This window comes from Halobaculum sp. MBLA0147, from assembly GCF_041361345.1.
Classification (GTDB): Archaea; Halobacteriota; Halobacteria; order Halobacteriales; family Haloferacaceae; genus JAHENP01.
In genome coordinates this window covers 357,606-372,946 of sequence record NZ_JBGKAD010000002.1, presented here as the reverse complement: position 1 = coordinate 372,946, position 15,341 = coordinate 357,606, and the positions used below count along the sequence as shown (strand labels likewise).

12 protein-coding genes are annotated in these 15,341 nt (G+C 67.9%); 9 read left to right on the top strand and 3 right to left on the bottom strand.

The features are described from left to right. The first annotated feature begins 31 nt into the window (after positions 1 to 31). The 3 genes from RYH80_RS16095 to RYH80_RS16085 all read left to right on the top strand — a co-directional run bounded on the left by RYH80_RS16095 (position 32) and on the right by RYH80_RS16085 (position 5,772). Entirely contained in the window at positions 32 to 1,537 is a 1,506-nt protein-coding gene (locus tag RYH80_RS16095; protein WP_370905037.1) for a cobyric acid synthase, read from the top strand. A 114-nt stretch (positions 1,538 to 1,651) separates the two neighbouring features. Then, positions 1,652 to 3,316 carry a sensor histidine kinase gene (locus tag RYH80_RS16090; RefSeq protein WP_370905036.1) on the top strand — a complete coding sequence of 555 codons (1,665 nt, stop codon included), beginning with the start codon at positions 1,652 to 1,654 and terminating at the stop codon, positions 3,314 to 3,316. A 152-nt stretch (positions 3,317 to 3,468) separates the two neighbouring features. Then, positions 3,469 to 5,772, top strand: a complete 2,304-nt coding sequence (locus tag RYH80_RS16085; RefSeq protein WP_370905035.1) for a PAS domain S-box protein — start codon at positions 3,469 to 3,471, stop codon at positions 5,770 to 5,772. A gap of 91 nt (positions 5,773 to 5,863) precedes the next feature. Here RYH80_RS16085 and RYH80_RS16080 read toward each other — a convergent pair whose 3' ends face one another. Next, a complete protein-coding gene (locus RYH80_RS16080; RefSeq protein WP_370905034.1) occupies positions 5,864 to 6,766 on the bottom strand; it encodes a DUF5694 domain-containing protein in 903 nt (300 codons plus the stop codon). A 380-nt stretch (positions 6,767 to 7,146) separates the two neighbouring features. Here RYH80_RS16080 and phnD point away from each other — a divergent pair, with 380 nt between their 5' ends. Genes phnD through RYH80_RS16055 form a run of 5 tightly spaced genes read left to right on the top strand, consistent with a single transcriptional unit; the run spans position 7,147 to position 11,327 of the window. Next, positions 7,147 to 8,169: a phosphate/phosphite/phosphonate ABC transporter substrate-binding protein gene (gene phnD / locus RYH80_RS16075; RefSeq protein WP_370905136.1), complete on the top strand. Its 1,023-nt coding sequence runs from the start codon at positions 7,147 to 7,149 to the stop codon at positions 8,167 to 8,169. Then, positions 8,170 to 9,009: a phosphonate ABC transporter ATP-binding protein gene (gene phnC / locus RYH80_RS16070; protein WP_370905033.1), complete on the top strand. Its 840-nt coding sequence runs from the start codon at positions 8,170 to 8,172 to the stop codon at positions 9,007 to 9,009. A gap of 1 nt (position 9,010) precedes the next feature. Next, positions 9,011 to 9,811 (top strand): phosphonate ABC transporter, permease protein PhnE, encoded by an 801-nt coding sequence (gene phnE, locus RYH80_RS16065; protein WP_370905032.1) that lies wholly within the window; start codon positions 9,011 to 9,013, stop codon positions 9,809 to 9,811. Continuing rightward, positions 9,811 to 10,605, top strand: a complete 795-nt coding sequence (gene phnE / locus RYH80_RS16060; protein ID WP_370905031.1) for a phosphonate ABC transporter, permease protein PhnE — start codon at positions 9,811 to 9,813, stop codon at positions 10,603 to 10,605. The genes phnE (RYH80_RS16065) and phnE (RYH80_RS16060) overlap by 1 nt, the downstream gene beginning before the upstream one ends. Then, positions 10,602 to 11,327, top strand: a complete 726-nt coding sequence (locus tag RYH80_RS16055) for an HAD family hydrolase (RefSeq protein ID WP_370905030.1) — start codon at positions 10,602 to 10,604, stop codon at positions 11,325 to 11,327. The genes phnE (RYH80_RS16060) and RYH80_RS16055 overlap by 4 nt, the downstream gene beginning before the upstream one ends. Before the next feature lie 78 nt (positions 11,328 to 11,405). On the opposite strand, the gene RYH80_RS16050 is transcribed toward RYH80_RS16055, so the two are convergent. Continuing rightward, on the bottom strand, positions 11,406 to 12,854 hold the full coding sequence (locus RYH80_RS16050; RefSeq protein ID WP_370905134.1) for a potassium channel family protein: 1,449 nt from the start codon (positions 12,852 to 12,854) through the stop codon (positions 11,406 to 11,408). A 390-nt stretch (positions 12,855 to 13,244) separates the two neighbouring features. Continuing rightward, positions 13,245 to 13,838, bottom strand: coding sequence for a DUF7344 domain-containing protein (locus tag RYH80_RS16045; RefSeq protein ID WP_370905029.1), 594 nt, complete (start codon positions 13,836 to 13,838; stop codon positions 13,245 to 13,247). A 290-nt stretch (positions 13,839 to 14,128) separates the two neighbouring features. Between RYH80_RS16045 and RYH80_RS16040 the strand changes: the two genes are divergently transcribed. Beyond that, a complete protein-coding gene (locus RYH80_RS16040) occupies positions 14,129 to 15,082 on the top strand; it encodes a DUF8054 domain-containing protein (RefSeq protein ID WP_370905028.1) in 954 nt (317 codons plus the stop codon). Positions 15,083 to 15,341 lie beyond the last annotated feature (259 nt).

The window sequence follows — 15,341 nt, the reverse complement described above, 5'->3', positions numbered from 1 at the left end:
GCACAGAACGATCCGGGGGGTCACGGGAGAGGTGACCGAGACGATCCTCGTCGTCGGGACGGCGAGTCACGTCGGCAAGAGCACCGTCGTCGCCGGACTCTGCCGCCGGCTGGCGGACGCGGGCTACGACGTGGCGCCGTTCAAAGCCCAGAACATGAGCAACAACGCCCGCGTCGCCGCGACACCCGACGGCGAGTGGGGCGAGGTGGGCGTCTCCCAGTACGTCCAAGCCCGGGCGGCTCGTACCGCGCCGTCGACGGACCACAACCCGGTGTTGCTCAAACCGAGCGGCGACGGCGAGAGTCAACTGATCGTCGACGGCACCGCCGTCGGCCACTACGAGGCCGGCACGTACTACGACGAGCACTGGGACCGGGCCCGCGAGGCCGCCGCGGCAGCCCACGATCGACTCGCCGCAGACGCGGACGTGATCGTCGCAGAGGGAGCTGGGAGCGCGGCGGAGGTCAACCTCCACGACCGCGACCTGGCGAACGTCGAGGCGGCACGGTTCGCGGACGCCGACGTGCTCGTCGTCGGCGACATCGAACGCGGCGGCGTGTTCGCCAGCCTCTACGGCACGTTGGAGTTGATGCCCGCGGCCCTCCGCGAGCGAGTCCGTGGGTGTGTGATCACGAAGTTCCGCGGGGACCGCTCGCTGCTGGCCCCCGGCGTCGAGGAACTGGAGCGGCTGACGGACGTGCCCGTCCTCGGGGTGTTGCCCTACGACGACCCCGGACTGCCCGAGGAGGACAGCGTCTCGCTCCCGCCGCAGGGCGAACGAGCCGTCGTCGGGGACGACGACGAGGTGTCTGACGCGGACGCACTCCGCGTTGGCGTCCCGCGACTCCCACGTGCCTCCAACGTCACCGACTTCGAACCGCTGGCGCGGGTGCCAGGCGTCCGTGTCGTCTACCTGCCGGCGGACGCCGCTCTCGACGCGTTCGACGGGATCGTCCTCCCGGGCAGCAAGAACACGGTCGACGACCTGCGGACACTCCGTGCCGCGGGGGTCGGCGAGCGACTCCGCGCGTTCGACGGGCCGATCGTCGGCGTCTGTGGCGGCTACCAGATGCTCGGCGAGCGGATCGAGAACGCCCACGTCGAGGGCGCGGAGACGGAGGGACCGGTCGACGGGTTCGGACTGCTCCCGGTGCGGACCACGTTCTCGCGAGAGAAACGCGTCGAGCGGACGACGGTCCCGGCGAGTGGGGCCGGCCCGCTGGCGGGGCTCGACGCGGCGGTCGCCGGCTACGAGATCCATATGGGCGACACGGAGCCGCTCGACGCGGCGGCCGTCGAGCGCCCACTCGGACCACAGAGCGCGGTCGCGGGTGACGTACTCGGCACGTATCTCCACGGGCTGTTCGAGAACGAGGGCGTCAGGCGGGCGTTCCGGCGGGCGCTCGCTCGCGGTCGCGACGGGGCCAGGTCGTCGGACGGTCACACCGGAGACGGGGGTCACGAGGCGACCCGGTCGCCGTACGACGACGCCGCCGAGTTGGTCTCGGAGATCGACCTCTGGCTCGACGGCGTGTGAGGGTCGGTGAACGACGAACTCGAGGAGTGTCGCCCGGACCGACACGGTGGGCACCCACTTCCGTTCTCTAGACGACTGCGGTAGATTTATTCGTGGTGGTGGTAACCACGACCCGTGATCGTCGCCCGCCCGGTGTCGTCGTTGGCGATCGCCTTCCTCGGTGTCGGGGGGCTGTTGAGTCTGATCGCCGTGTTCACCCACCTGCTCGGCGAGGACTCGGAGGTCGCCGAGTGGTTCGAGATGTTGTTGGTGGCGGACGCGGCGTGGGCGTTCGCGAGTGTGCTCCCGCTGGAGGCGGGGTCGGTGCCGGTCGCGTTCGTCGGCGAGGCGATCCGCGTCGCCACGAGCAGCATCGCCGCCACGGCGTGGGTGACGTTCGCGCTGGTGTACACCGGGCGGACGGCGCTGGTGACACCGAGACGGATCGCCCTGCTCGCGGCGCCGTTCGTGGTCCACGTCCTCGCCGTCACGACGAGTCCGTTGCACGGACTGGCGGTGCGGAACCTCACCGTCGAGGTGGCGCCGGTCGTCACGGTCGTGTCGTACGAACTCGGGCCGACGTTCCTCGTCGCGACGGCGTACTCGCTCGTGCTCACCGTGATCGGACTCTTCCTCGTGGCGCGAACCGCCCTGTCGGACACGGACCTGTACACGGACCAGAGCGTCGCGCTCGTCGTCGGCTCCGTCATGCCCGTCGTCGGCGTGGTACTCACCGCGACCGGCGACGTGTTCGTCGGCTCGACGAACGCGACGCCGTTGACACTGGCCGTCACCGGCGTCGGGTACGGCTACGCGTTGTTCCGTACGGACCTGTTGTCGAGTGGCCCACTGATCGCCTCGACCGGTCGCGAGGTCGCGATCGACTCGCTGGAGGAGGGGTTCCTTATCCTCGACGGCAACGACCGCGTCGTCGACGCGAACGACGCCGCGGCGGCTGTGTTGGAGACGACCGATCCCGTCGGCGAACCGGCGAGGACGGTCTTCCCAGACGCCCTTCCGACCGACGGCGCGGTGACACAGCAGGCGGAGTCGGGTCGACTGCTCCGCGTGTCGGTGACGCCGATCGAGGACGGCGTCGGCCGCGCGGTGACCGTCAGAGACGTGAGCGAGCGCGAGCGGCGCCGGGAACGGCTCGGCGTGTTGAACCGGGTGTTGCGCCACAACCTCCGCAACGAACTGATGACGATCCGAGGGTACGCGGAGAGTCTCGACGACGAGACGCCGATTCCGCGGGAGGAGGCGGTCGACCGGATCGGGTCGAAACTCGACGACCTCGACGACCTCGTCGAGAACGTGCGGACGCTCGATCGACTGCTGTCCGTCGACGAGACCGCCGAACGGGAGCCGGTCCACGTCGGGCGCGTACTGGAGGGTGTCGTCGAGCGGGCGGTCGACGACTACGACGGCCAGGTGGCGGTGGAGACGGCGTTCGACGTAGCACCGACGACGGCCGTCGAGACGAACGAGCGGATCTTGGAGACGGTGTTGGCGGAGGTGGTCGAGAACGCACTCGTCCACAACGACACGGAGACGCCGACGCTGGAGACGCGTGTGACGGAGACGGACGACGCCGTGCGGGTGGTCGTCGCCGACGACGGTCCGGGTATCCCCGAGCAGGACCGCCGCGCCGTCACGACCGGCGAGGAGTCGCCGCTGGAACACGGGAGTCGACTCGGCCTGTGGGTCGTTCGGTGGGGGACCCGGTACCTCGGTGGCGAGTTCCGGATCGAGTCGCGCGACGGCCGCGGAACCCGCGTGATCGTCGATCTGCCGCAGTGAGGTCGCCGTCGGTCACCGTCTCGAACCCACACGCGACGGACGGTGACGGACGGGTGCACGACCGGCCGGTCGTGTGTCCCCTCGATACTCGTTCGAACACCGCCGATCGAGGGCGACGAGGTTTAAGTGTCTCACGGCCCTACAATCAAGTATTGAATCTCACAGAACCGAGTGAGGCGTCGCCTCGACGGGAACCGATCGACGTGCTCCACGTGGACGACCGACCGCAGGTGCGCGGACTGTTGGCGGAGCAGCTCGATCGGTTGGGAGACGAGTTCTCCGTGCGGACCGTCGGATCGGCCGCCGCCGCGAGAGAAGTGTTGGAGACGGAGTCGGTCGACTGTGTCGTCTCGGACTACGAGATGCCCGACGGGACAGGGCTCGATCTGTTGGAGACGGTTCGCGACGAGTACGGCTCGCTCCCGTTCGTGTTGTACACCGCTCACGGGAGCGAGGAGATCGCCAGCGAGGCGATCTCGCGGGGTGTCGACGACTACGTGCAGAAGCGGACCGGCGGCAACACCGCGGAGATGCTCGTCAACCGGATCAGGAACGCGGTGGATCGCCACCGCGCGGAGACTGACTACCGCGAGATCTTCGCGAAGACCGCCGACGGGATCGCACTCCACGACCCCGAGAGCGGGGCGATCGTCGACGCGAACGATCGCTACTGTGAACTCGTCGGCCGCGAGCGAGACGCAGTCGTCGGCGAGACACCCACGGCGTTCACCGCCGATCACCCGGAGCGATCCGACGACTGGCTCGCGGCCGTCGTCCGCGGTGAAGCGTACGGGGTTGACGGCGAGAGCGAGCGACCAGACGCCGAGAGAGAACGAGTGAACGACGGGGAGGAACTGGGAGACCGCGACCACGCGGTCGAGGGCGACCGAGACGAGGAGTTGGAGTGGTACGTCGCGCGACCGGACGGCGAGGTGGTCGTCACGGAAGTCCGCCTCGCGGAGGCACGGATCGGGGGCCGCGACCTCGTCTTGGCCTCGGCGCGGCCGGTGACGGAGCGCGAGCAGAGCCAGCGGTGGCTGCGGTCGGTCGTCGAGCGGACGGACCACGCCGTCTTCGTGAAGAACGTCGACGGCGAGTACGAGTTGGTCAACGAGGCCGCGGCGGAGGCGGTCGACTCGACACGCGAGGAGATGCTCGGGGCGACGGACCGCGAGCTGTTCGGATCCGAGGAGGGCGACAGGATCCGTCGCCGGGACGAGCGCGTGCTCGACGGCGAGTCCGTCTCGTACGACCGTCACCTGCAGACCGACGACGGGGAGCGGTTCTTCCGCAACGAGAAGTACCCGCTGGCGGGGCCGACCGGCGAGGTCGAGGGGCTCGTCGGGATCAGTACCGACCGGACGGAGACCGAACGCCACGAGCGAGCACTGCGGGCGCTCCACGGCGTCGCCACGGAACTCGGCTCCCACGAGTCCGTCGCCGCCGTCTGCGAGCAGACGGTCGAGACGGCCGAGCAGATCCTCGCGTTCAGCCACTGTTGTCTCAATCTCGCCGACGACGGCTCACTCGTGCCGGCGACTTGTTCGTCGGACCTCTCGTCGGAGACCGTCGAACGCGTCGCCGCCGACGAGGGGGTCGTCGGACGCGTCTACACGAGCGGCGAGACGGCCGTGACGGCCGACACGGCGGCAGACGACGACGCGCTGAAGCCCGACCGGTACGGCTCCGCGCTGACGGTCCCGATCGGCGACCACGGGGTCCTCCAAGCCGTCGCGGAGGAGACGGACGCCTTCGACGAGCGAGACGCGGAGTTGGCGGAGATCCTCGCGAATCACGCCCGTGTCGCCTTGGACCGACTCGACCGCGAGGCGACGCTGGAACGACAGAACGAACGCCTCGAAGAGATCACGGCCGTCGTCTCGCACGATCTCCAGAGCCCGCTGAACGTCGCCAGCGGTCGCCTGGACCTGGCTCGCGAGGAGTGTGACAGCGAGCACCTCGACGACGTGGCGACGGCACTCGACCGGAGTCAGGAGTTGATCGACGGGCTCCTCGAGCTCACGAGTGGGGGAACCGCCGACCGAGACACCGAGGCGATCGAACTCGCGACCGCCGCAGAGGCAGCCTGGGTGACCGTCGGCGGCGACGACGCACACCTCGTCGTCGAGACGGACGCGACGCTGCGAGCGTCGTCGTCCCGGCTCCGACAGTTACTCGAGAACCTGTTCGGCAACGCCGTCGAACACGGTGGACCGACGGTCACCGTCACGGTCGAGCGGACCGGCGACGGCTTCGCCGTGAGCGACGACGGTCCCGGCATCCCCGCAGACGAGCGCGAGGCGGTGCTCGACGCAGGGTACTCGACGGCTCGCGACGGGACCGGGCTCGGGCTCTCGATCGTCCGCGACGTGGCCCGCGAACACGGGTGGACGGTCGCCGTCGGCGAGAGCGACGACGGCGGCGCACGGATCGAGGTCGGCGGCGTCTGGGGGTGAGCGGGTCGCCGCACCCGCTCGTCTCGCGTCGGTCTGCTTGTCTCGCGTCGGTCTGCTCGTCTCGCGTCGTCTACCGCCCGTGTCGAGTCCGCTACGGCTCGTCGTCGGTCAACAGCGGGAGCGGACTCGCGGGAGTGATACCGACCGCGGCGTCGGCGACTTGCCGAACTGGGATCACGTGGGCCGCACCGATCACGAGCATTCCCTCGGAGCTGGGCGTCGCGACGGCGCGACAGTTCTCGCAGATCCGGGCGTTGCGCTCGTACCAGTACCCCAACTGTCTGGCCCCGGCGTAGTCGGTGGTGGCATCGGCAGCCACGAGCGGCGGCTCGGTGTCCGACTCCGCCTCACCGGTGGTGTCGGACGCCGAGAGCTCCGATGACGAGAGAGAGGCGGCGACGTTGAGCCGGTGGTTCTGCTGGAGTTGCGGCTCTCGGTTCGTGTGCCGGAACAGTTCCAGGTAGCTGGACTCGGCAACTCGCGACTCACGATCCGCGACGACCGCCTCCGGGTCTGGCACGTCGTACGGCACCGCCTCCGAATCGACGGCGAGCGACCAGTCCAGTTCCGCCGTCGAGCCCGCAGGCGGATCTGGCGGCGCCGGTTGGCTGTCCACCGCGTGGACACGCGCGTCGAGTCGTCGAGCCAGTCTGAGTCCGATCTGGACCGCCTCGCCGCGGACACGCAGCGGCCCGTCGGGCCACTCGTCCGGGTCCGTCCAGACCGCCTCACCTCGCTCGGCGACTGCCGCGTCGACGGCGTCGACCTGCTCCGCGAGGGCGTCCCGGTGGTCGCGAGGGATCTCGAGGCCGACCCAGTCGAACGAGCGTCCGGCGAGTCGGTCCCGCAGCGCCGCCAGTTCACGTTGTCGACCGTCGTCCAACGGGTCGCCCGCGTCCGTCCCGTGTTCGTCGTTGCCCGGCTGTGCGAGGTGGTGACTGCCGAGGATCGTGAGTCGCGTCTCGGCGGTCGTGTCGGCGTCGGAGTCTTCCATTCCTGCGTGTTCGCTCGGAGGGGTTCCGCTTGAATCTGTCCCGAGTCGTACAGATCTGGGCGGGAGCTCGGGAGAGTACGTTCCACTATTGAACGACCCGTACCGGTGCGGTCCCCTACGACCAGTACGGGTTTGTACATTATACAACGTATAAAATTTCGATAGATTGAAGTTCTAACACTGGATGTAGTGTCACGATGTCTGACAAGGACACGCCGCGGCGGCGTACCGTGTTGAAGGGATCGGCGACGGCCCTCGCAGTCGGATTGGCTGGTTGTTCTGGTGGGAGTGGTTCTGGATCCAGTGGCTCCGACGGGTCGAGTGGTTCCGGAGACGCCGACTCGTCCGGTGGGACGAGCAGCACGGGGACCGGGGACCCGATGTTGGCCGATGCCGGGAGCTTCGATCCAGCGAACCCTGCGTGGGAGGAAAACAACTATCTTTCGACGCCACTGGTCGATGCCACCTACGAACGCGGGTCGACTGCAGATCTGAAGAACATGCGTGGCCGCAGCGTCGACGAGGTGCCACACGGCCAACCAGTTCGGGAGACGCCGAGCGACGAGAGCGAACTACTAGACCCAGACACGCTGGTGTTCACCGAGAGCCCTAGTGAAGACGTCCAAGGCCGGTTCGAGGAGGACTTCGAGGCCGTCTTCGACCGGATCCGCGAGGAGACGGGGAAGGAAGTCGAGTTCAGCAAGGTCAACAGTTACGCCGCGTCCGTCGAGGCGATGCGGTCCGAACGCGCACACATCGCGAACTTCTCGACCGGGACGACGGCGTTCGCGGTCAACCTGGCGGGTGCAGTTCCGTTCGCTGCTGGCCTGACTCCAGACAAACTGTTCGGGTACCGCCTGTTCGCGACGACCCGCGCAGAGGCCGACAGCATCCAGAGTGTCGAGGACTTCGCTCGCGACGATGTGAAGATAGGTCACTCGGAACCGGCTTCGAACTCTGGGCACCAGGCGCCGTCGGCACTGTTCGACCAGTACTTCGACGTGACGGCGGAAGAAGACTACGAGGTCAACTTCTCCGGCGGTCACGGGAACACGACACGCGGTATCGCAGCCGGTGACTACGATGCCGGGCCGATCTGTTCCACCTGTTTCGTCGACACCGTCGAGGCGACGAGCGACCTGAGCTTCGACGATTTCAAAGTGGTCTGGGCCTCGGCGCCGTTCCCGAACGGCCCGGTCGCTTACCGGTACAATCTCAAGCCGGAGATCATCGAGGGCATCGAGCGAGCGTATCTCGAGTCAGACTTCGGTGGGACGGCGTTCGAAGAGCGCACCGGGTACGACCAGTTCGTCCCCATCGACTACCGGACGGTGTTCAAAGACATCATGATCATCCAGCGGTACAACGGCGTCGAGTACACCGAGAGCGCACTGGGTTCGTAGATGCTCGAAGTCACCGAGTTGCAGAAGACGTACTCGACCGGTGACGAAGCGCTCGAGGGCGTCTCGCTGTCGGTCGAGGGGAGTGAAACCGTCGCGATGATCGGTCCCAGTGGCGCCGGGAAGAGTACGTTCATCAGGTGTATCAACCGGCTGACCGAGCCGAGCGGTGGGCAGGTCCGACTCGACGGCACGGAGTTGACCGGGCTCGACGACGGCGCGTTGCGGTCGGCACGCCGCGACATCGGGATGATCTTCCAAGAGTACAATCTCGTCGAGCGATTGACTGTCATGGAGAACGTGCTGACGGGGCGGTTGGGATACGTCTCGGCGTGGACCGCGTTCCGGCGCTCCTTCTCGTCGGAGGACGTGAATCGCGCCTACGAGATCCTCGACCGTGTCGGATTGGGAGACATGGAGAACAAACGTGTCGACGAACTCTCCGGCGGGCAACGACAACGGGTCGGGATCGCCCGGGCGGTCGTCCAACAGCCGAAGATTCTGCTCGTCGACGAGCCAACGTCGAGTCTCGATCCCGAGACCTCCGGGACAGTGATGCGGCTCCTGACCGACATCGCCGCCGAGCGCGACGTACCGGTGTTGATCAACATCCACGAAGTCGACTTGGCGTTGGATCACGCAGACCGGATCGTCGGGCTCCACGACGGTGAACTCGTCTTCGAGGGGACGCCGGCGGAACTCGACGAGCAGGGACTCGACCGCGTCTACCGCGGGGCAGCGGTCCCCGACGACACCGGAGAGCACACCGGGATACCGAGCGACAACGACGAAGAGCGAGACCGAATCGCGGGCGCCGACAACTCGCCGACGGGAGGGCTCTAACGTGGCGACCGGCGAACGGACGTGGGAGCGCCCGTCGGTGTTCCCCCGTCGCGAGGTGAAGTGGGCCGTCTACGCCAGTGTCGTCGGGTTCTTCCTGTGGTCCGGTCTGGGCGTCGGTGCCGACCCGGGACGCGTCGCACGGGGACTCGCCAGCGCCGGCTCGCTGTTGGGGGACTTCTTCCCGCCGACCGCGACACCCAGACAGGCCCAGCGAATCCTCGACAAGATGCTGGAGAGTGTCGCGATGGCGACGGTCGCGACGCTGACTGGAATCGTCGTCAGTGTGCCGGTCGCGTTCATGGCCGCGGAGAATCTCTCTCCGAGACCACTGTACGCGGTGAACAGAGGGTTCATCTCCGTCTCGCGAGCGTTCAACGCGATCATCGTCGCGATCATCGCCGTGAAAGCGATCGGCTTCGGTCCGCTCGCGGGGATCCTCACGATCACGTTCAAGACGGTCGGGTTCTTCTCGAAACTCCTCGCGGAGGACTTAGAAGACATCGACATGGGGTCTGTCGACGCAGTTCGGGCCGCCGGGGCGTCGTCGACACAGACGCTCTTGTACGGTGTCGTCCCTCAGATCGTGCCGCGATTCGCCGGGCTCTCGGTGTACCGGTGGGACATCAACATCCGCACGTCGACGGTCGTCGGAATCGTCGGTGCCGGGGGGATCGGATCGGTACTGCTCACGGCGTTCAACCGCTACGACTACCAGTACGTCACGGCCATCCTCGTCGCAATCGTCGCCGTCGTCTTGGTGGCCGAGGGCGTGAGTGCGGTCGTTCGACGGAGGTACCAGTGATGGCGGTCGACGAACCTCGCTGGCGACGGTTCGACCGCCGCCGGCGGCTCGGACGGTTCGCGCTCTGGGTACTCGGCGCCGTCGCCGTGGTCGGGTCCTGGGAGTTCATGGAGATCGGCGTCACGAACCCGGGCACGATCCCGCGAGAGGTCACAGACCTGCTGACCAGGATGTACCCACCCGACGTGGCGTACACCGGTCGGATCGTCGATCCCCTGATCGAGACGGTACAGATCGCCGCGCTGGGGACGCTGGGTGCACTCGTCTTGGCGGTCCCGGTCGCGTTGTTGGCCGCCGAGAACACGACACCGAACGCGGTGACGTTCTGGCTCGGGAAACTGATCGTCACTGTCAGCCGTTCGGTAAACACGATCATCTGGGCGTTGATATTCGTCGTGATGTTCGGGTCCGGCCCACTGGCGGGCGCCGTCGCGATCGCCTTCCGGTCGGTCGGGTTCCTCGGGAAACTACTGGGTGAAGAGATCGAGGAGATCGACTTCGGACAGGTGGAGGCCGTCCGAGCGGCCGGTGCATCGCCGGGGCAGATCCTCCTGTACGGTATCCTCCCACAGGTGAAACCCGCGCTGGTCGGACTCTCGATCTACCGCTGGGACATCAACATCCGCGATTCGACGGTCTTGGGGTTCGTCGGGGCCGGTGGTATCGGTGTCCAACTGTTCCGGGCTGTCAACGCCTTCGCCTGGCAGTCCGTCGCGACGGTGTTGCTCGTCATCCTCGGTGTCGTCGTCGTCACCGAGAGCCTCTCGGCGTACACACGGGGGCTCGTCAGATGAGTGGACCGAGTCTCGCGGGAGACGGCGAGCGGAGCTCGGAGTCGATCGAAGAGTCGGGACAGCCTGCGGTGTTGTTCGACATGGACGGCGTCCTCCTGCGTGGACGCGCGACCGACTCGTCGGTCCACGAGCGGGCACTCACAGACGCACTCGACGAGTGTGGGCTCGATCCGGACGAGCAGACGCGCACGCTGTTGTCGGGGTACGAGTACGATGTCGAGTTCGCTCGTGGCTGTGATCGGTTGGGGGTCGACCCGGTCGCGTTCTTCGACCGACGAGAGCGTGCCGCCGCACGACGGGTGATCGATCGCCTCGACGCGAAGCGGCGCACTCCGTACGGCGACGCGAGTGTCGTCGCCGACATCGCCGACGACTACCGAGTCGGACTGGTCAGCAACAACTACGACGACGTGGTGCGGGTCGTCGTCGAACGGTTCGACTTCGACGCGTTCGAGTACGCCAGCGGTCGAGCGACCGGCGTCCGCGGGTTCTACCGACGCAAGCCGGCACCGCACCTCCTGCTCGACGCGCTCGAGGCACTGGAGACGGACGACAGTCTCTACGTCGGAGACAGGGAGACCGACGTAGTCGCTGCCACTCGTGCCGGCCTCGACACCGCGTTCCTCCGTCGGTCACACAACGCGGCCGTCGACCTCTCGATCACGCCGACGTTCGACGTCGACTCGCTGACTGCCCTCCGGAAGCGACTCGACGACTGGTGACAGTCGCTGCTCCCATCCTCGGGTTCGAGCCGGTAACAGTGTAGTTCGGCGCGGTGGGGAAGTGGCTCTGGACGGCGGCTACTGTCCCGGTTCGACGGGCGTCACGTCGAACTGTCGGCGGAACTCCCGGATCGCCTCGTCGGAGCCGACGACGACGATGGTCTCGTCGCCGGAGAAGCGTCGCTGTGGGTCCACGGTGGCGACGAACCCGTCGTCGTCCTCGACGGCGATCACGCGACACCCCGTCTGTTCGTACACGCCCGACTCCGCGAGCGTCGAGCCGGCCAACGGCGTCGCCGGGACGCGCAGCAGGCGGATCTGTGTCGCCGGAGTGAGGATGTCCTCGCCGCGGAGCTCTCTGGCGACCATCCGGGCGCTCACGCGCGGCACGGAGAGCACGTAGTCGGCCCCGCCGCTCAGCGCCTTCTGGGTGGCGTCCGTGTCGCTCACCCGGACCAGGATCTCGATCTCCGGGTTCAGCGACCGCGCCAACACCGTCGTCAGCAGCGCGGCGGAGTCGTTCGGGAGGCCGACGATCACCGCGTCGGCGGTCTCGATCCCGGCCGCTCGGAGCGTCTCCTCGTCGCTGGCGTCGCCGACTACGTCGACGCCGTCACCGTCGTCGCGGTCGATCGTCGTCACCGCGAGGCCGGCGTCGACGAGTGCCTCGTGAGCCGCCGCTCCGACCTCGCCGAGCCCGGCGACGACGACACGGTCGTGACGGCGGAGCGTCTGTGACGGGCGCGTGTACTCGTCGAACGCCGCCAGCGCGTCGTTGGGGCCCGAGAGGAGCAACACCGTGTTCGAGCGGACGACGGCGTCCGGGTCTGGCGGGAGTTGCAACTCACCGTCGATCCACGCGCCGACGACGTTCGCTCCCGTCTCCTCGCGGATGCGGGAGTCCCGGATACGTCGTCCGACGAGGCGGTTCCCCGGCTGGATCGGCACCTCCGCGAGTTCGAGGTCGCCGCCGAGTTCGACGGCGTCGGCGGCGTCGCCATCCACCGAGGAGAGTGCCTTCTCGGCGAGACGGCGGCCGAGCACGCCGTGTGGTGAGAGGACGCTGTCCGCGCCGGCGTTCGAGAGGACGCGCCGGAGGTCGCTGTCGTCGGTGAGCGCGACGACCTCCACGTCGCGGTCGATCGAGCGGACCGTCAGGATCGTGTCGACGTTCGCGTCATCGGTGTCTGCGACCACCGCGCGGGCGGTGTCGATACTCGCCCGTTCGAGCGCCGACCGGTCCTGTGGTGAGCCGTCGATCGCGGCGTAGCCGGCGTCCGAGAGCGCCTTGGCACTCTCGTGGTCCGAGGAGAGCAACACGTAGTCGATGCCGAGGTCTTCGAGTTCGTCCAGGAGAACCGCAGAGTCGCGCCGGTACTCGCAGACGATCACGTGGTCGCGCTTGGGCGTCAGGCGGTCGTCCAAGTCCACCTCCGCGTCGGTGAACAGCGGGATGATGATCAGACGCAGAGTGAAGAAGCCGATCCCGATCCCGGTGATCTGCGTCAGTGCGACCAGGACGAACATCAGCGGGTGACTCCAGAGGCCGGCGTCCTGGCCGTAGCCGGTGGTCGTCATCGTCTGGACGACGAACTCGATGGAGGCGAAGTACGACTGCTCGACACCCTCCAGGCGCGCCATCGCGGTGTTGTAGATCGCCGCGTAGGTGAGGACGAGGGCGGCGAGTCCGAGGAGGTAGTAGACGATCAGTCGGTTCCGGCGCGAGAACTCGACGCCGAGGACGCGTGTGGGTGCCCGCACGTGAGATCGTCTCTCGTTACCGAGCGCGTCGGCTTAAAAGGCCGCGGTGAGAGCGGCGGGTGTAGTCGGGAGTGACCTGGACTGTCTGACGGACTTCCCGCCACGGAGCAGCGTCGAGGCTGAGGAGCAGTCGGAGAAGAGAGGCGCACGACGGAGTCACCGACGCGGCGGGGTCCCCTCGACCGCCGAGCGGCAGTGGAGACTGTAGACGAAGTGGAACGCGGCGACGACGAGGAGTCCGATCGCCACGAGGAGTGCCCACCCGTAGCCGTCGAGCAGACCGAACGGTGGGACGCCGGCAGTGCCGGCCGTCACCGACAGGACCGCCAGGAACGCGAACCCGAGGTAGAACTGGTTCCAGGGAACGTCGCCGGGTGCCACCATATCGAAGTAGACGTCGAACGCTGCCATCTCGGAACCGGAGGCGACCGTCCCACGCGCACTGTCGTACTCTACGATCCCAAGCCGATCCAGTTTCGGGAGGTGTGTCTGGTGGAGTGCCGTGTACAGACGTTTGCGCTGTCTCGACGTGACCGCAGAGAGGTCCACGTCGTTCTCCCACGCGGCGAGCTGTTCCGAGAGTGTCCCGACCGTGGTCGTCTCGCCGTCTGCCAGACCGACGAGGTAGTGGAGTAGGTGCCGTCGGCGGCGGTTACTCAACGTCTCGAACACCGCGTCCGCCTCGAGCAGCCCAGTCTCGCGGTCACCACCCGATTCGGTCCCAGAGACGGACGAGGTACTACGTGACATCAGTTCTCGTTCGTATGTACGCAGTACCTGCACATAAATGGACGTGTAACAGGAAAACACTACCATCACCCGAGGGCCGACGACACCCGGGCACCCGCGAGGACTCGCTCGGCGACCCGACCACTGGGAGACGGCATCGGCTCGTCGTAACCGAGGGCGTCGGATCCGGTAGGAGCGTCTTTCGAGGAGGTACCGTGGGTGGCCCTGCTCTGCGCCTCGTTCGCGTACGCGACCCATACTTACCTCGACACGTCGCGTATCGGCAGCCGACCGGCAGTGCCGGCAGACAGATGACGACCAGCGCACCGCGGCGACGGACGGGCGGGGAACGTACCGAGACGACGGAGGCAGACCGACGGGACGGTGTGGCAGCCGGGTGGCTCCGCGAGCGGCGGGGGCTGCTCCGTGAGAGACGGAGGCGACTCCACGAGAGCCCGCTGGGAGCCACCCTCGGGCGACTGCGACAGCCGGAGTACGTCGGCGAGAACCGGTGTCTCCCGTGTACCGTCGTCAACCTCGCGTTCGTCGCGGCGGCCGGGACGGCGCTGGCGATCGTCTCCCCGGCGGTGGCTCTCGTCGTCGTAGCCGTCGGGTTGCTCGCCACCTGGCTCCGTGGGTACGTCGTCCCGTACACACCGACACTCACCAGTCGGTACCTCCCGGAACGCGTGTTGGCGTGGTTCGGGAAGGCGTCGACACCGTCGGAGCCGCCGACCCGAGGCGTCGGATCCGAGAGGCTGTTGGAAGGCACCGGGTTGCTCCAGCCGACGCCCAGCGGCGACGACGTGCGGCTCGACGGTGGGTTCGCCGCCGCGTGGCTGTCCGGAACGCGGGCGGCGTTGGCGGAGGAGACGGGCGAGCGGACCGCGCTGGCGAGGGCGCTCGACCTGGACCGCGACCGGCTCGTCGTGACGACGTACGACGACGGGGTCGTCGCCTACCTAGAGGGGGAGTGGCTGGGGACGTGGGAGTCGCGGGCGGCGCTGTTCGCCGACACGACCGCGTTCGACCTCCTGCCAGAGTGGGTGCCGGAGTGGGAACGACTCGGGCCCGCGGCGCGGACGGAGGCGGCCGCGAGCCTCCGACTGTTCGCGGAGGTGTGCCCCGAGTGTGGCGGCGCCGTCGAACTCGGCGAGGAGCCGGTCCCGTCGTGTTGCTCCTCGCGGCGGGTGATCGCCGTCGGTTGCGTGGACTGTGGCTGCCGGCTGTTGGAGGTCCGCGTCCCGGCCGACAGTCTGGCGTAGGCGAAACGACGCCGTCTGGTGCGGGCGGCGCGGGCGCTGCAGGCAGTGCGGGCGGCGCGGGCGGTGCGGGCGGTGCGGGGGGCGCGGGCGGGAGCGGTCGAATCGATCGGATCGGCCGGTGCGGTCGCTCGTCTGGAATCCGTTTTCCGAGAAGTCTCCTCCGTAGCCGGCGTGTGGTGTCCGTCGTCGACTCTTGGTCGTCGCGGCGACGCCGTCGAGTCTCGCCGGCGCCGACACCGTCGGCCCAGTTTCACGTGGG

What these genes read in the sequence shown, in the direction of transcription:
- RYH80_RS16080 (WP_370905034.1), bottom strand. Translation starts at nt 6,766, where the DNA reads ATGGAAGACTCCGACGCCGACACGACCGCCGAGACGCGACTCACGATC.
- phnD (WP_370905136.1), top strand. Translation starts at nt 7,147, where the DNA reads ATGTTGGCCGATGCCGGGAGCTTCGATCCAGCGAACCCTGCGTGGGAG.
- phnC (WP_370905033.1), top strand. Translation starts at nt 8,170, where the DNA reads ATGCTCGAAGTCACCGAGTTGCAGAAGACGTACTCGACCGGTGACGAA.
- phnE (WP_370905031.1), top strand. Translation starts at nt 9,811, where the DNA reads ATGGCGGTCGACGAACCTCGCTGGCGACGGTTCGACCGCCGCCGGCGG.
- RYH80_RS16055 (WP_370905030.1), top strand. Translation starts at nt 10,602, where the DNA reads ATGAGTGGACCGAGTCTCGCGGGAGACGGCGAGCGGAGCTCGGAGTCG.
- RYH80_RS16050 (WP_370905134.1), bottom strand. Translation starts at nt 12,854, where the DNA reads ATGTTCGTCCTGGTCGCACTGACGCAGATCACCGGGATCGGGATCGGC.
- RYH80_RS16045 (WP_370905029.1), bottom strand. Translation starts at nt 13,838, where the DNA reads ATGTCACGTAGTACCTCGTCCGTCTCTGGGACCGAATCGGGTGGTGAC.
- RYH80_RS16040 (WP_370905028.1), top strand. Translation starts at nt 14,129, where the DNA reads ATGACGACCAGCGCACCGCGGCGACGGACGGGCGGGGAACGTACCGAG.